We start from the raw sequence: 20,068 nt of genomic DNA on the forward strand, positions 1-20,068 counted from the left end.
GGGTGTGCTGTTCAGGATTCCATCGGGAGGGCCAATGCTGAAAGTCATTGTTGACGCCGTTTTCGACGCCGCGGTTTGCGGGAAGCGCCGGGAGTCGCGCAGCGAGTCGCGATAATGGAGCAGCGCATGTCCCAGTCTCCATCCACCGACCCAGCGATGGCCTGGGAAATGGCGCTGATCGCTCGCGTCTCCGAGTACGGGATCTTCCGTCTGACGGATGCGGGAATCGTCGCCACCTGGAACCCAGGCGCGGCGCGCATCAGCGGTTACGATGCCGCGGAGATAATCGGCAAGCACTTCTCCGTTTTCCACGCCGCCGAGGACAGGCAAGCCGGCGTGCCGGAGGCGATGCTGCAGTCTGCCCGTGAGCACGGGCACTGCGAGGCCGAGGCGTGGCGCTTGCGCAAGGACGGCTCACGTTTTTGGGCGAACGTCCTGGTTATACCGCTTTCGGCACCGGACGGAAATTTGAGCGGGTTCGCAAACATCGTCCGGGATGTCACGGACAAGCGGCTTGCCCACGAAGCAGTGCTCGAAAGCGAGCGCAATTTCAGGCTGCTCGTCCAGGGCGTTACCGACTACGCGCTCTTCATGCTCTCGCCAGAGGGCATTGTCACGAACTGGAACGTCGGCGCTGCCAGAATCAAGGGCTACGAGGCGGACGAAATCGTCGGGACTCACCTGCGGTGGTTCTATACGCCCGAAGACGCTGCGAAGGGGCTACCCGAACGCGGTCTGGAGATCGCTGCGCGTGAGGGCCGCTTCGAAGCGGAAGGATGGCGCGTCAGGAAAGACGGAAGTCGTTTCTGGGCCAACGCCATCATTGATGCGATTCGGGATGAGCACGGCGAACTCGTTGGCTTCGCCAAGATCACGCGCGACGTGACCGAGCGCAAGGTTGCCCAGGAACAGCTGGAGAAGGCGCGGGCCGCATTGCTGCAGTCGCAGAAAATGGAAGCCATCGGCAAGCTGACCGGCGGAGTCGCGCACGACTTCAACAACGTCCTTCAGGTGCTGCGTGGCAATCTCGAGCTGCTGGAGCGCCGCCACCGCGATTCCTGGTCCCGCGAGCGCCTCGAAAAGGCAATCGAGGCGACCGAGCAAGGCGCAACCCTCGCTTCACAACTGCTCGCCTTCGGTCGGCGGCAAGCATTGCAGCCCGCAGTGGTCAACCTTGCGGTCATGCTCAGGAATATGAACGACATGCTGCGTCGGGCGCTCGGCGAAATGATTCAGGTGGAAACGGTGGTCTCGGGTGGTCTCTGGAACACGCTCGTCGACCCCAATCACCTGGAGAATGTCGTGCTGAATCTCGCCATCAACAGCCGCGACGCGATGCCCCGGGGCGGTCGGCTGACGCTTGAGTTGTCGAACACAACGCTCGACAGCCACTATCACGCGCTTCCTGACGATGTCGCCGAGGGGCAGTATGTGCTGCTTGCGATTACGGACACAGGCACGGGCATGCCGCCGGAAGTGATGGAGCATGCGTTCGAACCGTATTTCAGCACCAAGGCCGAAGGGGAAGGGACGGGACTGGGATTGAGCATGGCCTACGGCTTCGTCAAGCAGAGTAGAGGCCACATGCGGATCTACAGCGAAGTCGAACACGGGACCACGGTCAAGATCTACCTGCCGCGATCGACGGAAGAGGTTGTCGAGCCGGAGCCTTTACCGATGCCACGAGTTCCGGGCGGCTCAGAAACCATTCTCGTGGTCGAAGACGACAAGCGTGTTCAGTCCACCGTGATCGAGATGCTCACCGAACTTGGTTACGTCGTGCTGAAGGCGGATGACGCACAAGGCGCGATGGTGATCATCCGGAGCGGCGCCAGGATTGATCTGCTGTTTTCCGACGTGGTGATGCCGGGGCCGATGCGCAGCACCGAAATGGCAAAAATGGCGGTGCGTGTCTTGTCGGGCCTGAAGGTGCTCTTTACTTCGGGCTACACACAGAACGCCATCGTCCATGGAGGACGGCTTGACCCGGGGGTGCATCTGCTCAGCAAGCCGTACAGCCGTGAACAGCTGGCAAGGAAAATACGGCGCATGCTGGCACATCGGCCCGGTTCGGTTCGTCCCGCTGCGCGAAGTGCACCCAACGCGGGCGCGCCGCAAGTTTCCATACTTGTAGTCGACGATGACGCTGCTTCCCGCGAAGCAGTGAGCGAACTACTGTCGCAGATGGGCTACGCAGTCCGGGAGGCCGGCAATCTGGAGTGCGCCCTGCGCGAGGTGAGTGAAAGTGTGCAGATCCTTGTCACTGATATCGCGCTGCCCGACGGGTCGGGCATCGAACTCGCCCGGATTGCACTTCAGCGGGTGCCGACACTGAAAGTCATCTTTGCTTCGGGCACCGAGGCGCCGCCCGCCCACGATGTGGGCTTTGAGTTCGCCTCCGTGCGCAAACCGTTTTCGGCAGAGCAGTTGCGCGATCTCATTGAGTCGGCCCGTACGGGAGCATGATCGGCACGCGGTCAGTGGTCGTCTGTGATGCGCTCGACATGGCAGTCGCCGATCCTGTCGATCGCGTTTAGCAGCTCATTGAGCGCCAGTGGTTTGTGGATGATCTCGTCGACCTTGCCGGTGAAAGCCGGCGCGTCCTGCGGCCACACCAGTGCGATGATAGGTGGTCTTTCGATGCAGGTATCAAAGCCCTCTATCAGCAACGTGGAGGCGCCGCGAGAAAACAGCGAGACATCGACGACGATCAGTTGCGATGGTTCGAGCCAGACTTCGTGCCAGGTATCGAAGGCACGCGCCTTCGAGCGCCCGTAACCCCGCCCGTAACCCTTCACGTCGAGCAAAACGGCTAACGAATCCCGGACCCACTTGTCGTGCCCAACAATCACAATCGGTCCGGATACCGGCGCTGGTTTCGGTACGCCATGGGCGGCTGACCTGCGCAGCTGGCACTCGCTGCGCAGCCACTCCAGTCGAGACAGATAATAGCGATCCTGCGCCCTCGCAAGCCCAGCGGGGGACGTCGCTGGATCGTGCTCAAGGCGTTCCAGGTCCTGCGTCGCTCTTTTCAGCTCGGCCACCGCAGTACCGAATGCGAGCGCGTCGTCGGGCTTCAGCATGGAGATTTCACGTGAGATACATAAGGAAGGACATAGGGGCGCCACGCCTTCAGACGATCAGTCGTGAGAAATTGGCATTTATTCCGGAAGCTTTTCCGGACCTTGCGAATTCGAAGCCAAGCCTTCAGGCCCGGAGCACAAATATTAATTCTGAATTCGATGGGAAACGAATTAAAAGAAAATATGGGGCTCCGGCCACAATAGAGCATGCATCGCGATGCGAACCGTGGAGATAGTGAGGTTGGGTATGGTTAACAGGATGGCTCATCGCGAATAGTCAGACCATCATTGGGAGAATGGCATGCAGCCGCCCGGCGCTGCCGTCGCTGCATAGCGTTCTCATGAAGCCGTGCAAGCGCGTTCGTGGTCTCGCTGGGCGATCGCGCGCCGGGCCTCGAAGAGGCCACAGCGCGGACATTCATAGCCGTAGGGAGGCATGACTGCCAAACCTCCGCCGCTGGCTCTCAGAGCAGTGGGTCCTCCGATCCACTGCGCGCGACAGGCGATCCGCTCGCGCTCCAGTACGGGCGTCGGTTGTAGTAGTCATGCAATTGCGTACCCCACGAAACGTCGGCCATCGAAGGCCAGTGATCCTTGTCGAAGCCGGGGTCGTCCTTGATGCGCTGGGCCGTCTGGTCGACGCGGAAACATTTTTCGGCAGTGTCCAGCGTCAGCGCGCTCCACGGGATCGCGTGAAGGGTGGTTCCCATACCGAGAAATCCGCCTTCGGACAGCACGGCGTAAGCAACGCGGGCGCTTCGCACATCAAGCATGATGTCGGAGATCTTGCCCACGTGTTCGCCGTCGGACGAATAAACCTTGTTGCCGTCGAGCGTGGCGGCGGCCATGACTTCAGGGCCCGGCCCATCGCCGATACCGCCTCCGGTGATCTTGGCGCCAGCGTTGGGCGAGAGGGGATCAGAGGTAGTCATTTCGTGCTCCAGGGTGGTTAGAGGCGATCACTGAACAGCATCCCGCATGCCGCGCAATCCCATTTCACGCAAACACTCCGTTTGACAGCCAGTTCCTCGCGGTGCGCGCCCAGGCACAGAGGGTGCGCTCTCGTTGGCATACTTCAAGGAGCGGGCAATGCTTTACTACGCGATCGTTTTTTTCGTGATAGCCATCATCGCAGCTGTCTTCGGGTTTGGTGGGATCGCCGCAGGCGCGGCGAGTATCGCCAAAATTCTGTTCGTCATTTTCGTGATCCTCTTTTTGGCGAGCTTGCTGTTCGGACTTACCAGGCGTTAAAGAATCAGCGCCTCGAGTCATGGGTCCGCATCGCATTCTGTTCTTCCGGCACGCAGAGAAAGTTACGAAACGGGGTCCGGCAAAGACGATGGCGCGGCGCTTATGGCCGATGTGCAGCTCGCCTGATCAAAAGCCCAGAATTCCGCGCGCTGCGTCGACGGGTAGGGGCCTGCGCATGCGCTCGCTCATGAGCGCCATCTCGCGATCGTAGCCGCAGGCGAGTGCGGCCACAAGGCGGCCCGACTCAGCGTAGAGGACTCCAAAGCGATCGTCCCCGGCGCGGCCGGCAATCACCAGATCGTCCCAATGTCCGGCATGTCCCAGGTAGTCGACGCGCTTGTCGTAGTGCTGGGTCCAGAAGAACGGCACGCCGTCGTAGCTTGCCGTCTGGCCCAGCATGTTGAGCGCCGCGATGCGCCCTTGTTGCTGTGCAACGCGCCAATGTTCGATGCGTGTGCGCTGCGGCGTTTCCAACGCGCTGCTGAGCGTGAATCGCGCGATATCTCCCGCCGCGTAGGTTTCGCCGCAGACCCGCATCGTCGCATCCACATCGAGTCCGCCGTCCTCGCCGATCTCGGCGCCGCTGACAAAGTGCGTAGCCGGTCGCACGCCAATGCCGACGATCACGGCCTTCGCGCGCAGCGCGCTGCCGTCGTCGAGTTCGACCGCTTCGACCTCGAGCGCGCCGCTGAAGCGCAGCGCCTTCGCGCGCCGAAACACCACGCCGTGGGATTCGTGCCAGTCGCGGAACATCCCGCCGATACGCTCGCCAAGCACGCGTTGCAGCGGCACACCTGCGGGGGAGACGATGGTGACTTCGACGCCGCGTCTGCGCAATGCCGAGGCCGTTTCCAGGCCGATGAAGCTGTCACCCAGCACCACGGCGCGCTCGGTTGGCGCGAGCGCGTGGAGTATGGCTGTGGCGTCTGCCAGGTTGCGCAGCGTGAACAGGTTGCCAAGTTCGGCGCCCGGTATATCGGGTCGTTTTGCCACCGAGCCGCTTGCGATGAGCACGGCGTCGAAGGTATGCATGTCGCCATCGGCTAGTGTGACGTGTCTTGTCTGGACGTCGCAGTGTTTGACCGCTCTGTGGTCGACGCGCAAGCGCTTGTCGTGGGCCACGCTTTCGGGCAGGATCGGCGGGACCTCGTCGGGCGTCATCTCGCCGGCGGGCACGAATTTGCTGAGACAGGTACGGTCGTAGGGCACTTGCGGCTCGGCGGCGAATATCGTCACCTCGCCCGCGAATTCGCTTTCCAGCAGCGTGGCGACGGCCGCTGCGCCCGCCGCACCGCCGCCGATCACCGCGAAACGACGGGCGGACCTGGCGTGCGCGGAGGGCGTGCGAGGCGCGGCGGCACGCAGTGGCGTGAGTTCGACGAGGACGGCGTCCCCTTCGATACGCACCGGGTACGACGTCAGCCCCTCCAGCGCAGGCGGTTCGAGACACGCGCCGCTTTCGATCGAGAACACGCCCTTGTGCCATGGGCACACGATGCGGCCTGCGCAAAGCGCGCCCTGTTCGAGTGGCGCGCCCGCATGCGGGCAGTCCGCGCTGAATGCGCGGATGCGATCGCCCGCGTTCACGAGCAGCACGGCGACCCCTTCCAGCTCGATGCGCCGCATGGCCGTCGGGGGCACTGCTGCCACATCCATTGCCTTGATCCATCCAGCCATAGCGTGCTCCGGTCTCTTCTGTGGGACCCCAAGCGCAATCGATGTGCCGCGAGACGCGTGCGCCAATGCCGCGCCAAGGCGCGAGCGGCGCCGGCGCAACGCTGCCAAAAGGTTCGACTGAGGCATCGGCGAAGGAGTGGACGAGAACGGTACGTACGCGTCGACATTGCGACCCCGGGTGTCGAAGGCCGCGCAGGCGCCGGTATAGGGGCGGTCGGCGCAGGCATCCGGCGTGCGCTGCAGGGGATGAGACTGCGCCGCTCGAGCGCGAAATGCGTGCGCATGCAGTCTGGCCTTTGCTGCGTACGCCACGATGGAACTTCGGGTGGCATGACGCAATGTCACGCCAATACCATGGAGTTCGAATGATCGGGGTCATTATTCCTGCGCACAACGAAGCGGGCCTGATCGCCGCGTGTCTTGCCTCGGTGCGGTGCGCCGCGACGCATCCTTCGCTGCGAGGCGAAGCGGTTCGGCCGCTCGTGGTGCTCGACGCCTGCACGGACGCATCGGCTGAGATCGTCTCGGACTTCGGGTTCGAGGCCCTATGCATAGAAGCGCGCAACGTTGGCGTCGCCCGCGCTGCCGGTGCTGAGGCCTTGCTCGCCTGCGGCGCGCGCTGGCTGGCCTTCACCGACGCGGACAGTCACGTGGCGCCCGACTGGCTTGCCGCGCAGCTCGCGCTTGCCGCGGACGCCGTGTGCGGGCCCGTGAGCGTGGACGACTGGAGCGCGCTGGCGCCTTGCGCCCGCGCGACCTGGGAGCGGCGCTACCGCGACGCGGACGGGCATCGCCACATTCATGGCGCAAACCTGGGCGTCGCGGCGCACGCGTATTTGCGCGCTGGCGGTTTTCCACCGCTTGCCTGCAGCGAAGACGTCGCGCTGGTCGATCTGCTGATCGCGACAGGCGCCACGCTCGCGTGGAGCGCGGCGCCGCGCGTGGTGACCAGCGGGCGGCGCGACGCGCGTACGCGCGGCGGCTTCGGCGACACGCTCGCCGCGTGGGCGGACGGCGTGGACGATAGCGAGCAGTCGGTTGCGCCTTGAGTCTCAGCGTGTCTTCACGCGCGTTCGCGGCGCGCGACACTGAGCCGATCGCGGCTCCAGACATCGAGCAGGAAATCCGTGTCTTCGATCTGAACGACGGCATGCAGCGCGGCGTTTGCCGCCGCCTGCGCGAAGATGCCATGCACCTGGGCGCTTTGCAGCATCCACGTCTCGCCGCCGTGACGCCAGTGGCAGCATGCCAGCGTGCCATCGGCGGCGAGCGAGGAGGCGGCTAGCGTGGCGAGCGAAGTGCAGTCGCTTGCGTTCAGGTAGTACGCGAATTCGCTCATCACGATCAAGTCGAACTGTCCGGCGGGCCAGTCGCGCGGCATGGCGAGCGCGTGCACGTCCACGTTCGCGAACGCGGCAAGGCGCTCTTGTGCCGCCGCGACGGCGCGAGGCGAGAAGTCCGCGCAGACCAGATGCTCGCAACGCCGCGCCAGGTCGGCGGACAAGGCTCCGATTGCGCAAGCCGGCTCGAAGGCCATGCGATAACGCTCGCGCGGCAGCGACGCGAGCAGCAGCGCGCGCTTGCGCGCCTCGTACCAGCTGTCGCGGTAGTGCCATGGATCGGGGTTCGCGGCGAACTTGCTGTCGAAATAGCTGGCGAGCGATGTGGGGGGACGGTCCATCGTTATCCTTGCGATCGCGGGTTTTAGCGCTGCCGCCAGTCTTCGCCGGACCCGAGGACCGCGCCGGCGGTCGCGGCACAGCGGCGGCGCCCAGGTGTGCACGCAAACACCGTTCCGCAACCCGCGCGCCCGCGTCGGCGCGCCATGGCAACGGGCCGAGCCGGAACGCCAATTGCGCGGGAGAGGCGTTCGACAAGCCGTATCGACAAGGGATCCATCATGAAACAGAAGCCGGCGGAAGTACGCACGCCGCGGGTGCGAAAAGGACAGATGATGCAAGGTCTGTCGCGCGAAGCGTTTCGGGCGCGTTTTATGGCCCGCTATCACGATCCCGCGTTTCGTGCCGAAGACGCCGCACTCGCGCGCCTCGAAACGATTGCCTGGGATGCCTATAGCGAAGGACGCAAGGCGCCGCTGACCGCGAAGGCGGGAGAGGGTTACGCCGACCCCGACTATGACCTCTCCACCGAATGGCGCCTCACGCACCAGCGCCTTGAAGCCGCGCAGCGGCGCCAGCGGGAGAGCGGCACGCGCTCCCGCGTGATCGTGGTGAATGCGTCGTCGCGCAATGACTATACGTGCCCGGGAGAGATGTCGAAGAGTTTTCGGCTCGCGCAGCTCTGCGAGCATGAACTGACGCAGGCCGGCATCGAAGCCGACATGCTCGACCTCTCGCGCCTCGCTGCCGAACCCGACCTTCACATTTATCCGTGCAAGGGCTGTGTTTCCACGGCAATGCCGCTATGCCACTGGCCGTGCAGCTGCTATCCGAACCATTCGCTCGGTCAGGTCAACGACTGGATGGCGGAGATTTACGAGCGCTTCGCGGCCTGCCACGGCGCGATTTTCGTGACGCCGGTGTACTGGTATCAGGTGAGTAGCCCGCTCAAGCTGATGATGGACCGGCTCGTATGCGCGGACGGCGGCAATCCCGATCCTTCCTCGACTCACGGCAAGCATCCGGACGAAGCGAAAGCGCTTGAACTGGCGGGCTGGCATTATCCCAGGCATCTTGCGGGACGAGCGTACGGCGCGATCGTGCATGGCGATGTGGCAGGCATCGAGGACACGCGCCGCGCGCTTGCCGACTGGCTCGACTGGATGGGATGGGTCGACGCGGGCGCGTCGGCGCGCATCGATCGCATGGTGGGCTACTACGAACCCTACGCGAGCTCACATGACGCACTCGACGCCGACGTGCGCTTCCAGCAGGAGGTGGCCAACGTGGCGCGCGCGGTGGGAAAAGCGGTGGTCGCGCTCCGCGCGGGCAAGCTGCATCGCGCCGACGAAGGTATCGAGCCGCCGCGTGCGAAATGAATCTGATCGGCATTGCACAGCCATATGCAGTTGTAGAAGCTACGTGCAAGCGCTGCAAGCGATACGATCCGGGGCACCACCGCGCCATATCACGTGCATGCCATTGGGCGTCTGGAGCCCAAAAGGAGAAACGATGTCGATTGCTCTGCCTCACGACATGAGCGACGGCGCGCCGCGGCTGATTGTGGTTTCGCCACATCTGGACGACGCGGTGCTCGGCTGCGCAGGTCTCATCGCAAGGTGCCCTGGTTCGATCGTTTGCACGGTGTTCGCGGGCGAACCCGCCACGCCGATGCATACGCAATGGGATGAAGCCAGCGGCTTTGCCGATGCGCACGAAGCCGTGCGCGCGCGCAAGCGGGAGGACGAGCGCGCGCTTGCGCTGTGTGGCGCGACGCCGTTGTGGCTGGATTTTCTGGATGGACAGTACGGCGCGACGCCCGACGTCGCGGACGTTGCGCACGCGTTGGCCGAGCAGTTCGCGCGTTTCGGCGCCTGGCTGCCCGTGTGCCCGTTCGGCCTGTGGCATTCCGATCATCAACTCGTGGGCGCCGCGTGCCGTTCGCTGCTGCAAACGGAGCGCATTAAACGATATATCGCCTATGAGGACGCGATTTACCGCGCAATGCCCGGTGTGCTCGATGCAGGCTTCCAGCGCCTCGAAGCAGAGCGCTTGCGGGTGAGCCCGATGCGCGCGCAGGCGTTCGGCCGGTATCCGGCTCGGCGGCTCGCGGCGATCAAGCGGCGCGCAGTAGGGGCGTATCCGAGCCAGATGCGTGCATTTGGGCCGTTTCCGCCGGATGTGGAGCGGCCCGAGCGTTACTGGCAGGTGGAGCGGCCTGCATTGCCCACGTAGGCACAGCGCCTCCACTACCAATCTGAAGCCGACGTGTCCGCGTGCTCGACGGCCCCCCGCGGCGCGCGATCGCCACGGTTTTTTTCTGCCTCCCGCACGGCCGCGCGCATGCGCAGCACGCGCGCAGCAACGGGCCGTCGGCGGCGCAGGGCCCAGCCTATGCCCCGCCAAAGCTCACGAAGATCCTCGCCTGGCCGTCCCGCACGGCACGCGCCGCCGAGTGCCCGCCACGTCGCCGTCAGCGCTTCGCCACAGGGCAGACGCAGCCACGCAACGAGCGCGGCATTGCGCGCCAGCATTCGGCGGCGCAGCGCGCTGTCACGCGCGAGCGAAGGCCGATGGTGCACTTCGAGTTCGCTCGCATAAGCAATATCGTGGCCGCCTTGCAAGACATCGAGCGAAAGCAATGCTTCCTCGCCGCCGATGAAAAGACGCGGTTCATAACCGCCCAGCGCGTTGAAGAGCGCGGTGCGGAACACGCATGCACCTGCCATGAAGCCGACCAGATTCGGCAGAGGATGAGCCGCATGCGCCAATGGGCTCGCGGCCATCAATGCGCAGGCTGGATCGAGTGTGTCTTCCTCACCCACGTGCACGGATGCCGTGAGCACGCCAATGCGCGCATGGCGGTCCAGCAATTCGACAGCGCGCGTAAGCGACCCCGGCTGCCAGTCGGTGTCGTCGTCACTGAACGCCACATAGTCCGTCGTCACGCGGGCGGCGCCCGCATTGCGCGCGGCTGCGCCGAGGTTAGCTTCGCAGCGCAGCACGCGCAAACCCGGATACGTCTGCGCGAGCAGGTTTGGCGTGCCGTCGGTCGAGCCGTTATCCACCACGATGACTTCGGGCCGCTCCGGCAGACGCAACAGCGAGGCGACCGTGCGCATGACTTCGGCGCGCCGGTTGTGCGTGAGCACGACCACGCTGATGCGGCGGTTCAGGAAGAAGAGACCTTGCATACCTGCGTCTCCACACGGTTTGTCTTCGCCGCTGCCGCGGCGGTGCTCGCGAGCAAGCCTCCTGGATCAGCGCTTGCGATCTCGCGCTGGAAATACGCGATGGTCGCGCTCAAGCCGGCATCGAACGATGTGTGCGGCGACCAGCCGAGCAGCGCGCGCGCGCGTTCGATGGAAGGGCAACGGCGGCACGGATCGTCCACGGGCAGCGGCGCAAAGGCGATTTCCGAGCTCGACTGCGCGGCGGCGATCACGCGGCGGGCCGTGTCGAGCATCGAGATTTCCTGCGGGTTGCCGATATTCACGGGGCCGTCCGGGGGCGTTGCGCGACTCATCAGCAGTACGAGGGCGTCGATCAGATCGTCCACGTAGCAGAAACAGCGCGTTTGCGATCCGTCGCCATAGACGGTCAGCGGCTCGCCGCCCAGCGCCTGCATGACGAAGTTCGAGATGACGCGGCCGTCGCGGGGATGCATGCGCGGTCCGTACGTATTGAAGATCCGCGCAATGCGAATGTCGAGGCCATGCTGGCGCATGTAGTCCATGCACAGCGTTTCGGCGCAGCGCTTGCCTTCGTCGTAGCACGAGCGCGGGCCAATGGGATTCACGTGGCCCCAGTAGTCCTCGGTTTGCGGATGGCGGCGCGCGTCGCCGTAGACTTCGCTGGTGGAGGCCTGCAGCAGTTTCGCCCGCACGCGCTTGGCGAGCCCGAGCATGTTGATCGCGCCGTGCACGCTCGTCTTGGTCGTTTGCACCGGATCGTGCTGGTAGTGCACCGGCGAGGCGGGGCAGGCGAGGTTGTAGATCTCGTCCACTTCCACGTAGAGCGGAAAGGTGACGTCGTGGCGCATCAGTTCAAAGTTGGCGTTGTCGAGCAGATGCGCCACGTTGCGCTTGGAGCCGGTATAGAAGTTATCGACGCACAGCACGTCGTGGCCCAGCGCCACTAGCCGCTCGCACAAATGCGAGCCGAGAAAGCCTGCGCCGCCGGTGACGAGAATGCGTTTGCGGATGAGTTCTTTCACGTTTGCCGTCCTTTGAAAAGCGCTGCAAGCCACACGTTTATGCGGTCACTTCTCGCAACGCGAGATCCCAGTCGTGCGCGAAGCGATCGATGGAAAAGCGTTCGAGCGCGCCGCGCCGCGCGCCTTCGCCGAGGCGCCGTGCGAGTGCAGGTTCCCGGATGAGCGTGCGCATGCAGTCGACCAGGCGATCGATGCGCGTATCGACGAAGCCGTTCTCGCCGTCGCGTATCACGCTTGCGAGTTCCGTCGTGGCGAGCCCGACAATGGGCAGTCCGACCATCATCGCCTCGACAATGGCCAGACCGAGGCTCGTCCAGCGGATCGGATTGAAGAAGAAGCGGTAGCGCGACACGAACTGCGCGAGCTCGACATTCGAAATCTCGCCGATGCCGCCGAGGCTTTGCGCCTCCATGCCCACGAGATCGAGCGGCACCTTGTGACGAACCTGCGCGAACACGTCCGCGCCGAGCCGCCGCCCCCGTTCGCGCAGATGATTGACGACGACGATGCCGCGCGGCGTCGTGCCCGTGTAGCGCGCGCCTTCAGGCACGAGCACGCCATGCTCGATCACGCGCGTGGGCGTCGCGCCGCTGTCCCACATGAGCGCGTTGAACGGCGTGACGTGCACGAGCAACGCGCCGCCGTCGTCTACCCAGTGCCGCTGCGCAAACGGCGCCTCCTGCGGCGGGTCGTGCTCGATATACACGCGCGGCAAGCGGCGCTGCGCGTCGCTCAGCAGATCGAACCGGTCATGCTCCCAATGGCTGCGCTGCTGGTACACGACTACGTCGAACTCATTCGAGGCGACGTCCTCGGCCACGACCTCATGGACGTTCGCGCCCCAGGGAAGCACACCCGCGCGGCCCGCGTAGCCCGACGGGCGCCCCGGTTTGGTCACGACATGGAAGTCGTGCGGCGCCTGCGTAAGGTAATAAAGATAGTTGCCGTGTACGTGCCAGGTGAGCACACGCAAGGGCCGCGTGTTTCGCATCAGCATGGCGGGGTCCTCCTCATCGGCATGGGGGCAACGCTTCCCCGGGCTGCGAAGCCGGGCATGCGGTGGGTATCGAGCAAGTGCGCTTGCGCAACGGCCGCGACCTGCTCCGCGCTCACGTTGAGCGCGCAAGGGTGGCCATACGGGCAGGCGTGGAACGAGCAGGGGCGGCAAGCGGGCCAGTCGGCGAGCACGCGGTGCCGGACGCGGTCGAGCGGCGCCCAGCGCCGCGTGTCGCTGCCTGAGGCGACGACCACGCTCGGCGTGCGCATGGCGGCCGCCACATGCGAAATGCCTGTGTCGTTGCAGAGCACGAGCCGGGCCTGGCGCACGAGCGCCGCCAGCGCACCGAGCGTGGTTTCGCCCGCGAGATGATGAGCCGTCTGCGTCATGCCGCCCAGTACGCTCGCGGTCAACTCGCGTTCGCCTGCGGTGCCGGTCACGGCGATCTGCCAGCCGTCGAAGGCGAGCGCGTCGGCAACGGCGGCAAAGCGCTGGGCCGGCCAGCGCCGCGAGGGCAGCTGCGCACCCGGATGCACGAGCACGAGCCGCCCGGCTTCGAGTCCAAAGCGCTCGACGAGGTCGTCGCACGCAGCGTAGTCCGCGTCGTAGAGCGGAAACCAGAGGGTGTCGTCGCGCAGCGCATGGCCTCGCGCGCCCAGCGCGTGCATCAGCGCGAGGTAGCGCTGCGGCTCGGGCAGCGCATCGGGCCACGGCACGTAGCAGCCGGGCGGCGGCGCTTCGCCGGGCTGGCTAAAGCCTCCGAGCGCGCGCGCGCCGAACTCGTCGACCAGCACGTTTGCCACGCCTCCGCTGCCATGGAGCTGGATCGCGAGATCGAAGCGGCGCATGCGCATCGCGTCGAGAAACGCAGGCAGGCCGCGCTCGTCCTCGGCCTGTTCGGGAAAGCCGCGCGCGCCGGGAAAGACAATGTGCTCATCGACCAGCGTGGGGTAGCGCGCCACGAAATCGGCTGACCACGGCAGACCGACGAGGGCGATGTGCGCGCGGGGGCAGGCTGCACGCAACGCGCGCAACGCGGGCACGCTGCAGAGCATGTCGCCGAGCTGCAGCGCGCGGAAGATCACGATGCGGCGGGGGGCGAGGGCGTCGAGCAGAGTCGGCATGGGCACATCCGTTAGAGGAACCACACGCGGTAACTGGCGGCTCCCTGGAGCCGCCAGAAAATCGAAAGAAACGGAATCCACAGCGACGTCCAGATCATTTCGGCTACATGGAGCGCGTCGCGACGCGTCCCGCGCAAGCGGCGTACGCAGAACGCAGCGGTGCAGGCGATCCATGCGGCGAACGCAGCCAGGGCGACCCTCGGCTGACCCCAGGCGAGAGAAGCTAGCAGCACGAGTACGCTGATCAGCACCGCGTAGTAAAGGAGCGGCGGCCCCGCCCCGATGCGCTCGCGATACAGCGCCGGATGCTTGCGGAACAACAGCGCCTCGAAGCGGCTCTTGCGCTGCTGCGCGAGACTCACACCCCAGCGCGCGGGACGCACAGGGTGCACGACCACGGCATCGTCGGCGCGTACTACACTCGCGCCCGCCTGCAGCAATGCGAACTGCAGGTCCGAATCCTCGCGCCACGCCGCTGTGAAGCGCTCGTCGAAGCCGCCGATCTGCGAGAGCGTCGCGCGCTGCACGAACGCATTGGCCGTAGCGAATTCGGCGTGCGCAAGGCCGCTTGCGTCGCGCTCATAATCGCTCGGTGCCACGCCCAGCGGTACGACGATGCGGCCCGCGGCGGCTTGCGCGTGCGCGAGCGCGGCGAGCCCCGCGCGCAGCCAGCCGGGGTCGGCAATCGTGTCGTCGTCGGTGAACGCGATGAGCGGCGCGCGCGCCGCGCGCCAGCCCGCATTGCGCGCCGCGGCCGGCCCTTGGGTGGCGCGCACTGGCACGTAACGGATCGCCAGACCGCGGGGGGCTTGCATCGCCGCCATGCGTTCCACCGTCGCGCGCGTCTCGTCGTCCGGTCCGTCGTCGCACACGACGATTTCATAGTCGTCAGGCGAGAGATCCTGCGCGCACAGTGCGGTGAGGCACTGTCCGAGCAGCGTCGCGCGCTGGTACGTCGGCACGACCACGGCAATGCGCAGGTGTTCGAGCAATGCGCCCGCATAGCCATCGAACTGGGGCTCCTCCGCGCCGATGGGCCGCGGCTCGCGCAACTCGACGTCGGCGGGTCTCATGCGCGTGCCTCGCTCTTGCGCACGAGGAAGGGGCCGATCACGAGCGCATCGAGCGGCGAGGTCCAGAACGATTCGAGCGCGTCGCGCGGCGAGTTGACCATCGGCTCGCCGCGGGTATTGAACGACGTGTTGACGAGCACCGGCACGCCGGTGCGCCGTTCGAACGCCGCGATCAGGTCGTAGTAGAGCGGATGCTGGTCGCGGTTTACGGTCTGAATGCGCGCGGTGCCGTCCACGTGGCGCACGGCGGGAATGCGTTCGGCCTTCCCGGGCTGCACGTCGAAGATGAACAGCATGAACGGCGCGCGCCTCGCGCCCACGAACCATTGCGCGGCGCGCTCTTCCAGCACGACCGGCGCGACCGGCCGAAAGTCCTCGCGGTCCTTGATCTCGTTGAGCTTCGCCTGCATGCCGGGATCGACGGGCGAAGCGAGTATCGAACGGGCGCCGAGCGCACGCGGGCCGAACTCCGTGCGGCCCTGATACCAGCCGATCACATCGCCGTCGGCGAGCAGTTGCGCGGCTTCCTCGGCGATGTTGTCGAGCCGCCGGTAGGGCGTTTTCGACCAGCGCAGGAACTGCTCGATGGTCTCGTCGTCGAACGCCGGACCGAGGTAGGCGTGGTCCATCTGCCAGCGGCGTTCCGCGCGTTCGCCTGCGGCTTGCGCCGCTTCGCTGCGCAAGCGGTAGTCGGTCCAGAGCGCCGCGCCGAGCGCGGTGCCTGCGTCGCCCGCGGCGGGCTGCACCCAGATGTCGTCGAACGGGCCGTTATCTCGCACATACGAGTTCATCACGCAGTTCAGCGCTATGCCGCCCGCCATGCACAGCTTCGGCAGTCCCGTGCGCGTATGGAGCCAGCGCGCCATCTCCAGCACCGTTTCTTCCAGCACGAGTTGCAGCGAGGCGGCGATATCGAAATGCCGCTGCTCCAGCGGGCCGCCGCGTTCGCGCGGCACGCCGAAGCGGTCCACGAGGCGCGGGTCGGCGACGGTGTAGTGGCCATTGCCGTTGTACTGCACGATTTCGCGGAACTGGTCGGCATAGGCCGGTTCGCCAAACGAGGCGAGGGCCATGACCTTGTACTCGTCGGAAGAATGCAGGAAGCCGAGCCAGCCTGTCACGGCTTCGTAGAGGAGTCCGAGCGAATGCGGCAACTCCACCTGGGTGATGCGCTTGTACTTGCCGTCGCGAAATTCGCCGAGGCTCGTGGTGACGCCTTCGCCGCGACCGTCCATGGTCAGAACGGCGCATGCGTCGAAGGGGCTTGCGAGAAACGCGCTCGCTTCGTGAGCGAGGTGGTGCTCGACGTTATGCCAGACGAAGCCGTTTTCGCGGTCCACGCCCGCAAAGCGCTTGCGCAGATGATGCGGCGCGCCGTCCAGCAACTGCGCCTTCGCGTTCACGATATAGCTGAGAAAGAGCGGGTCCCATGGCGACGCGTTGGCTTCCATGCGCGCGCGCGAGGGGTCGAGCGGCAACGCGATGGTCGCGCCGGGCCGGGTCGGCATATCCGGAAAGAGAGCCGGGTCGTAGGAGTAGGCAACGTGATCGACGTCGGCTAGCGTGATGCCGGCTTCCCTGAGGCAGGCGTCGATGGCGTCGAACGGCAGTTGCCATGTCGAGAACGGCACGGGACGCTTGGCGTGCTTGACGTGCGTGAAGCGCTCGTCTTCGGCGGCGGCGATCACCACGCCGTCATGGACCAGCGCCGCGGCGCTGTCGTGATAAACGGCATTGATTCCGAGTGTGTACATGAACGGGCTCCCGTTGCGGGCGGTGGGTTGCAGGGGTCAGGCGGGCTGCGGCACGAGCGCGCCGGCTTCCTCGAGCAGTTCGCGCGCCGCTCGCGCGACGTCGCCCGGGGGCACGCCGCGCAGGCAGGCGTGGTGGCCTTCGGGGCACTCGCCGCGATAGCACCATCGGCACGCCACGTCGCGATAGAGCAGGCGGTGCGGCGTCATCCACGGCGAGTGCTGCGGATTCGTGAGCGCGTAGAGATCGACCACGGGTTTGCCGAGCGCGGCGGCCAGATGCGCCGGCCCGCTGTTGTTGGCGATGAGCAGTGAAGCCTGGTCGAGCAATGCGATCAATTCGGCGAGCGTGAGCGCTCCCGCGAGATCGACCAGACGCGTGCTGCCCGGAGAACGCGAGAAACGCATCACGTCGCGCGTCAACGCGCTTTCCCCGAGGCTTCCGGTGAGCAGGAACGGGCAACGCACTGTGGGCGCGAGCAGATCGAGCGCTTCGGCGAAGAGCGCCGGGGGATACCGCCGGGAAGGCGCGCTCGCGCCCGCATGCACGACGATGCAAGGCTCGGCAGGATCGACGCCATACATGCGCAGCTTCTGCGCGAGCGTGATGCGCGCGGCGGGGTCCACGCTCATGCGCATGCGTGAATCGGCCGGGTCGGCGAGATCGGCGCCCACGCTGCGCACGAGCGCGAGCTGCCGCTCGACTTCGTGGCGCACATCCGTCTGCGGCTCGCGCTCCGGCAGCCAGTTAGTCAGCAATGCGTAAGGATTCTCGCGGCAATGCGCGAGACGCCGCTCGATCCCCGCGAAGAAGCACAGCGTGGCGGCCGGCAGCGGATTCTGGCTGTAGACCGTGAAGATCGCGGCGGCGTCGAAGCGTCCGGCGCGCACGCGCGCGAGCACGGCGTCTTCGTTGCCCGCGCCGTCGGCGTGTCCTTTGGCCGATCCGTGAGCGCCGTTGGCCCACGGCGCGTCGTATTCGATGACGTCGTCCACGTCGGGCAGACAGGGCGCCATGGCCGCGCCTGCGGCCGAAGTCAGCAGCGTGATATGACGGCGCGGCGCGCTTTCGCGCAGCGCGTGCATTGCGGGCGTGGTCATCAGCACGTCGCCTAGTTGATCGAGGCGCACGCAGAGAATGCGCTGGACCTCGGCCCCCCAGGGCTCGCTTGCAGGCTGGCGGCGGGGCGAGCGCGCGTGCGCATCGCGCGGCGCGATCGCAAAGGCGGTTCCGTTCATCGCAGCGCCTCCTCCTGTGCACCGTGGCGCGTTGCCGCCCGCACGCGCCGTTCGTGCTCGTAACGCTCCACGATCACCTGCACCGCCTCGCGCAGATCCGCGACGATCGCGTAGGGCAGGCGCGCCGGCGCGCTTTGCCACTCGGTCTCGTTGCCGCAATCGGCGAGGATCGCGCGGCAACCTGCGCGATTGCCCGCTTCCACGTCGTCGAGGATGTCCCCGACCATCCAGCTGCGCGCGAGGTCGATGCCATGCTCGCGGCTCGCGCGCAGCAGCATGCCGGGCGCAGGCTTGCGACAGGTGCAGTTGCACGCATAGGGCGCCACATGGCCGAGCGGGTCGTGCGGGCACCAGTACGCAGCCTGCAGCGTGGCGCCGCAGCCGGCGAACATGCGGCGCAACTGCGCATCCACGTCGCCGAGCGCCGCGTGCGCGAAGCGCCCCAGCGCAACGCCGCGCTGGTTGCTCACCACGAATAGCGGTAGTGGCGTTCGCGCGAGCAGCGTGAGCGCCTGCGCGGCGCCCGGGGCAAAACGCATACGCGAGGGCTCGACGTTGTACGGCACGTCTTCGAGCAGCGTGCCGTCCTTGTCCAGGAACACCGCTGGGCGGGTAGCGAGCAACCCTCGGGGCCCGGTGGTTCGGTTCAGCATACGGTTCGCTCCTCAACCCACGGCGCGCAGCACGCGGCCCTGGGTGCTTTCCCTCGCGTCCTCGCGCGTGTCGAGGCGCACTCCGGCAAGCTGCGCATAGACGTCTTCGAGTTCGAGACCGATCTGCCGCCACGTGAAGTACGTCTGGGCTCGCTTGCGTCCCGCTTCGCCCATCGCGCGGGCGTGCGCGGGGTCGCCATGAATGGCGAACAGGCGCTCGGCGAGCGCCTGGGGGTCGCGCGGCGGCACGAGCCAGCCCGTTTCGCCGTGACGCACCGAATGGCGAATACCACCCACATCCGCCCCGATTACGGGCGTGGCGCACGCCATTGCCTCCACGGGCGTGATGCCGAACGGCTCGTACCACGGCGTGGTCACGAAGACGTCGGCGGCGCTATAGAAGTCGCGCAACTGCGAGCGCTCGCGGCGGCCCACGAAGGTCACGCGCGGCTCGATCCCGCAGCGGTGCGCAATGCCGCGCAGGCGGGCGATCTCGGGTGTGGCGATTTCGTTGGGCGTTTGCGCGTCGCCGCCCACGACGTAGAGCCGGGCTTTCACGCCGTGGCGCGCCTCGAGCGCGGCCACACCGCGCACGACGTTGTCGATGCCCTTGCGCTCCACGAGGCGGCCGAGTTGCAGCACGCAGAATTCGCCGGCGGGCCAGCCCAGTCGGCGGCGCGCCTGCCGGCGGTCCACGGGCGAGAACTCGTCGGGATCGAAGCCGCAGGCAATGACGGCAATCCGCGCGGGGTCGGCGCGATAGTGCTCGACGAGATCGGCTTCATCGGCCGGACACTCGGCAACGATACGGTCCGCGCGTCGCACGAGCTCGTCTTCGATCGCGAAGCGCTCATCGGGAAAGCCGTCGTTCGCACCCTGGTGGAGGCGCCGCACGCGTCCGAGCGCATGGAACGTCATGACGAGCGGCACATGAAGCGCGTCCTTGACCGCGAGCGCCGCCAGGCCCGACATGAAGAAGTTGGCGTGAATGACGTCGTAGGGACGCCTTTCGGCGCGGCAAAAGTCCACGAGAAACTCGGCGAACCGGGGCATGTGGGGCAGCAGTAGTTCCTTGGGCAGCTGCATGGGCGGCCCGGCGGGGACGTGAATCACGCGTACGCCGTCCATCTCCAGAACGGGCGGCAGCAAGGCGCGGTCGCGCCGCGTGAAGACGTCGACCTGATGTCCGGCGCGCTGGAGTTGACGCGCGACATGCGCGACGTAGATGTTCTGTCCGCCGGTATCGACGCCGCCCGCCACGGCGAGCGGCGACGCGTGTTCACTGACGAGTGCGATTTTCATGACGTGTCCTCGCGAGAAGTGGATGGCGAGCTGTGTGTCGCGTTCAAAGGGGGCGCGGAAAGAACTGCTCGAATGTTGCACCC

The 20,068-nt window shown here is 66.2% G+C and carries 18 protein-coding genes; 5 read left to right on the forward strand and 13 right to left on the reverse strand.

The window, feature by feature from the left end:
- Positions 1–126: 126 nt before the first annotated feature.
- Entirely contained in the window at positions 127–2,466 is a 2,340-nt protein-coding gene (locus tag BFD71_RS09755) for a PAS domain S-box protein (RefSeq protein ID WP_069263063.1), read from the forward strand.
- A gap of 11 nt (positions 2,467–2,477) precedes the next feature.
- Here BFD71_RS09755 and BFD71_RS09760 read toward each other — a convergent pair whose 3' ends face one another.
- The gene (locus BFD71_RS09760) at positions 2,478–3,083 is read right to left on the reverse strand and encodes a hypothetical protein (RefSeq protein ID WP_069263064.1); all 606 of its coding nucleotides are present in this window, start codon (positions 3,081–3,083) and stop codon (positions 2,478–2,480) included.
- A 464-nt stretch (positions 3,084–3,547) separates the two neighbouring features.
- Positions 3,548–4,015 (reverse strand): PRC-barrel domain-containing protein, encoded by a 468-nt coding sequence (locus BFD71_RS09765; protein WP_069263065.1) that lies wholly within the window; start codon positions 4,013–4,015, stop codon positions 3,548–3,550.
- A 157-nt stretch (positions 4,016–4,172) separates the two neighbouring features.
- On the opposite strand from BFD71_RS09765, the gene BFD71_RS09770 reads away from it, so the two are divergent.
- Positions 4,173–4,334 (forward strand): DUF1328 domain-containing protein, encoded by a 162-nt coding sequence (locus BFD71_RS09770; protein WP_069263066.1) that lies wholly within the window; start codon positions 4,173–4,175, stop codon positions 4,332–4,334.
- A 126-nt stretch (positions 4,335–4,460) separates the two neighbouring features.
- Here BFD71_RS09770 and BFD71_RS09775 read toward each other — a convergent pair whose 3' ends face one another.
- A complete protein-coding gene (locus tag BFD71_RS09775) occupies positions 4,461–5,990 on the reverse strand; it encodes an FAD-dependent oxidoreductase (RefSeq protein ID WP_176732852.1) in 1,530 nt (509 codons plus the stop codon).
- Positions 5,991–6,376: 386 nt separating this feature from the next.
- Here BFD71_RS09775 and BFD71_RS09780 point away from each other — a divergent pair, with 386 nt between their 5' ends.
- Positions 6,377–7,060 carry a glycosyltransferase gene (locus BFD71_RS09780; protein WP_069263068.1) on the forward strand — a complete coding sequence of 228 codons (684 nt, stop codon included), beginning with the start codon at positions 6,377–6,379 and terminating at the stop codon, positions 7,058–7,060.
- Between the two features lie 14 nt (positions 7,061–7,074).
- Here BFD71_RS09780 and BFD71_RS09785 read toward each other — a convergent pair whose 3' ends face one another.
- Positions 7,075–7,692, reverse strand: coding sequence for an SAM-dependent methyltransferase (locus BFD71_RS09785; protein ID WP_069263069.1), 618 nt, complete (start codon positions 7,690–7,692; stop codon positions 7,075–7,077).
- A 273-nt stretch (positions 7,693–7,965) separates the two neighbouring features.
- Here BFD71_RS09785 and BFD71_RS09790 point away from each other — a divergent pair, with 273 nt between their 5' ends.
- Positions 7,966–9,009, forward strand: a complete 1,044-nt coding sequence (locus BFD71_RS09790; protein WP_370684266.1) for a flavodoxin family protein — start codon at positions 7,966–7,968, stop codon at positions 9,007–9,009.
- Positions 9,010–9,142: 133 nt separating this feature from the next.
- On the forward strand, positions 9,143–9,865 hold the full coding sequence (locus BFD71_RS09795) for a PIG-L deacetylase family protein (protein ID WP_176732853.1): 723 nt from the start codon (positions 9,143–9,145) through the stop codon (positions 9,863–9,865).
- A gap of 14 nt (positions 9,866–9,879) precedes the next feature.
- On the opposite strand, the gene BFD71_RS09800 is transcribed toward BFD71_RS09795, so the two are convergent.
- The 9 genes from BFD71_RS09800 to BFD71_RS09840 are packed head-to-tail and all read right to left on the reverse strand — an operon-like array spanning position 9,880 to position 19,985.
- A complete protein-coding gene (locus tag BFD71_RS09800) occupies positions 9,880–10,824 on the reverse strand; it encodes a glycosyltransferase family 2 protein (RefSeq protein ID WP_069263070.1) in 945 nt (314 codons plus the stop codon).
- On the reverse strand, positions 10,803–11,846 hold the full coding sequence (locus BFD71_RS09805; RefSeq protein WP_069263071.1) for a UDP-glucuronic acid decarboxylase family protein: 1,044 nt from the start codon (positions 11,844–11,846) through the stop codon (positions 10,803–10,805). Before BFD71_RS09805 ends, BFD71_RS09800 begins: the two co-directional genes overlap by 22 nt.
- A gap of 37 nt (positions 11,847–11,883) precedes the next feature.
- A complete protein-coding gene (locus BFD71_RS09810) occupies positions 11,884–12,840 on the reverse strand; it encodes a glycosyltransferase family 4 protein (protein ID WP_069263506.1) in 957 nt (318 codons plus the stop codon).
- Entirely contained in the window at positions 12,837–13,967 is a 1,131-nt protein-coding gene (locus tag BFD71_RS09815; RefSeq protein WP_069263072.1) for a glycosyltransferase family 9 protein, read from the reverse strand. The genes BFD71_RS09810 and BFD71_RS09815 overlap by 4 nt, the downstream gene beginning before the upstream one ends.
- An 11-nt stretch (positions 13,968–13,978) precedes the next feature.
- The gene (locus BFD71_RS09820; RefSeq protein WP_083245160.1) at positions 13,979–15,040 is read right to left on the reverse strand and encodes a glycosyltransferase family 2 protein; all 1,062 of its coding nucleotides are present in this window, start codon (positions 15,038–15,040) and stop codon (positions 13,979–13,981) included.
- Positions 15,037–16,794: a carbamoyltransferase family protein gene (locus BFD71_RS09825; protein ID WP_069263073.1), complete on the reverse strand. Its 1,758-nt coding sequence runs from the start codon at positions 16,792–16,794 to the stop codon at positions 15,037–15,039. The genes BFD71_RS09820 and BFD71_RS09825 overlap by 4 nt, the downstream gene beginning before the upstream one ends.
- A 36-nt stretch (positions 16,795–16,830) precedes the next feature.
- The gene (locus BFD71_RS09830; protein ID WP_069263074.1) at positions 16,831–18,030 is read right to left on the reverse strand and encodes a glycosyltransferase family 9 protein; all 1,200 of its coding nucleotides are present in this window, start codon (positions 18,028–18,030) and stop codon (positions 16,831–16,833) included.
- Positions 18,027–18,683: a D-glycero-alpha-D-manno-heptose-1,7-bisphosphate 7-phosphatase gene (locus tag BFD71_RS09835; protein ID WP_069263075.1), complete on the reverse strand. Its 657-nt coding sequence runs from the start codon at positions 18,681–18,683 to the stop codon at positions 18,027–18,029. Before BFD71_RS09835 ends, BFD71_RS09830 begins: the two co-directional genes overlap by 4 nt.
- Before the next feature lie 12 nt (positions 18,684–18,695).
- Positions 18,696–19,985, reverse strand: coding sequence for a glycosyltransferase family 4 protein (locus tag BFD71_RS09840; protein WP_069263076.1), 1,290 nt, complete (start codon positions 19,983–19,985; stop codon positions 18,696–18,698).
- Between the last annotated feature and the right edge of the window lie 83 nt (positions 19,986–20,068).

This window comes from Paraburkholderia nodosa, from assembly GCF_001718195.1.
In the GTDB taxonomy this organism is placed as follows: Bacteria; Pseudomonadota; Gammaproteobacteria; order Burkholderiales; family Burkholderiaceae; genus Paraburkholderia; species Paraburkholderia nodosa_A.

Coding starts and splice junctions, on each gene's coding strand:
- BFD71_RS09755 (WP_069263063.1), top strand. CDS start 127: ATGTCCCAGTCTCCATCCACCGACCCAGCGATGGCCTGGGAAATGGCG.
- BFD71_RS09760 (WP_069263064.1), bottom strand. CDS start 3,083: ATGCTGAAGCCCGACGACGCGCTCGCATTCGGTACTGCGGTGGCCGAG.
- BFD71_RS09765 (WP_069263065.1), bottom strand. CDS start 4,015: ATGACTACCTCTGATCCCCTCTCGCCCAACGCTGGCGCCAAGATCACC.
- BFD71_RS09770 (WP_069263066.1), top strand. CDS start 4,173: ATGCTTTACTACGCGATCGTTTTTTTCGTGATAGCCATCATCGCAGCT.
- BFD71_RS09775 (WP_176732852.1), bottom strand. CDS start 5,990: ATGGATGTGGCAGCAGTGCCCCCGACGGCCATGCGGCGCATCGAGCTG.
- BFD71_RS09780 (WP_069263068.1), top strand. CDS start 6,377: ATGATCGGGGTCATTATTCCTGCGCACAACGAAGCGGGCCTGATCGCC.
- BFD71_RS09785 (WP_069263069.1), bottom strand. CDS start 7,692: ATGGACCGTCCCCCCACATCGCTCGCCAGCTATTTCGACAGCAAGTTC.
- BFD71_RS09790 (WP_370684266.1), top strand. CDS start 7,966: ATGCAAGGTCTGTCGCGCGAAGCGTTTCGGGCGCGTTTTATGGCCCGC.
- BFD71_RS09795 (WP_176732853.1), top strand. CDS start 9,143: ATGTCGATTGCTCTGCCTCACGACATGAGCGACGGCGCGCCGCGGCTG.
- BFD71_RS09800 (WP_069263070.1), bottom strand. CDS start 10,824: ATGCAAGGTCTCTTCTTCCTGAACCGCCGCATCAGCGTGGTCGTGCTC.
- BFD71_RS09815 (WP_069263072.1), bottom strand. CDS start 13,967: ATGCCGACTCTGCTCGACGCCCTCGCCCCCCGCCGCATCGTGATCTTC.
- BFD71_RS09820 (WP_083245160.1), bottom strand. CDS start 15,040: ATGAGACCCGCCGACGTCGAGTTGCGCGAGCCGCGGCCCATCGGCGCG.
- BFD71_RS09825 (WP_069263073.1), bottom strand. CDS start 16,794: ATGTACACACTCGGAATCAATGCCGTTTATCACGACAGCGCCGCGGCG.
- BFD71_RS09830 (WP_069263074.1), bottom strand. CDS start 18,030: ATGAACGGAACCGCCTTTGCGATCGCGCCGCGCGATGCGCACGCGCGC.
- BFD71_RS09835 (WP_069263075.1), bottom strand. CDS start 18,683: ATGCTGAACCGAACCACCGGGCCCCGAGGGTTGCTCGCTACCCGCCCA.
- BFD71_RS09840 (WP_069263076.1), bottom strand. CDS start 19,985: ATGAAAATCGCACTCGTCAGTGAACACGCGTCGCCGCTCGCCGTGGCG.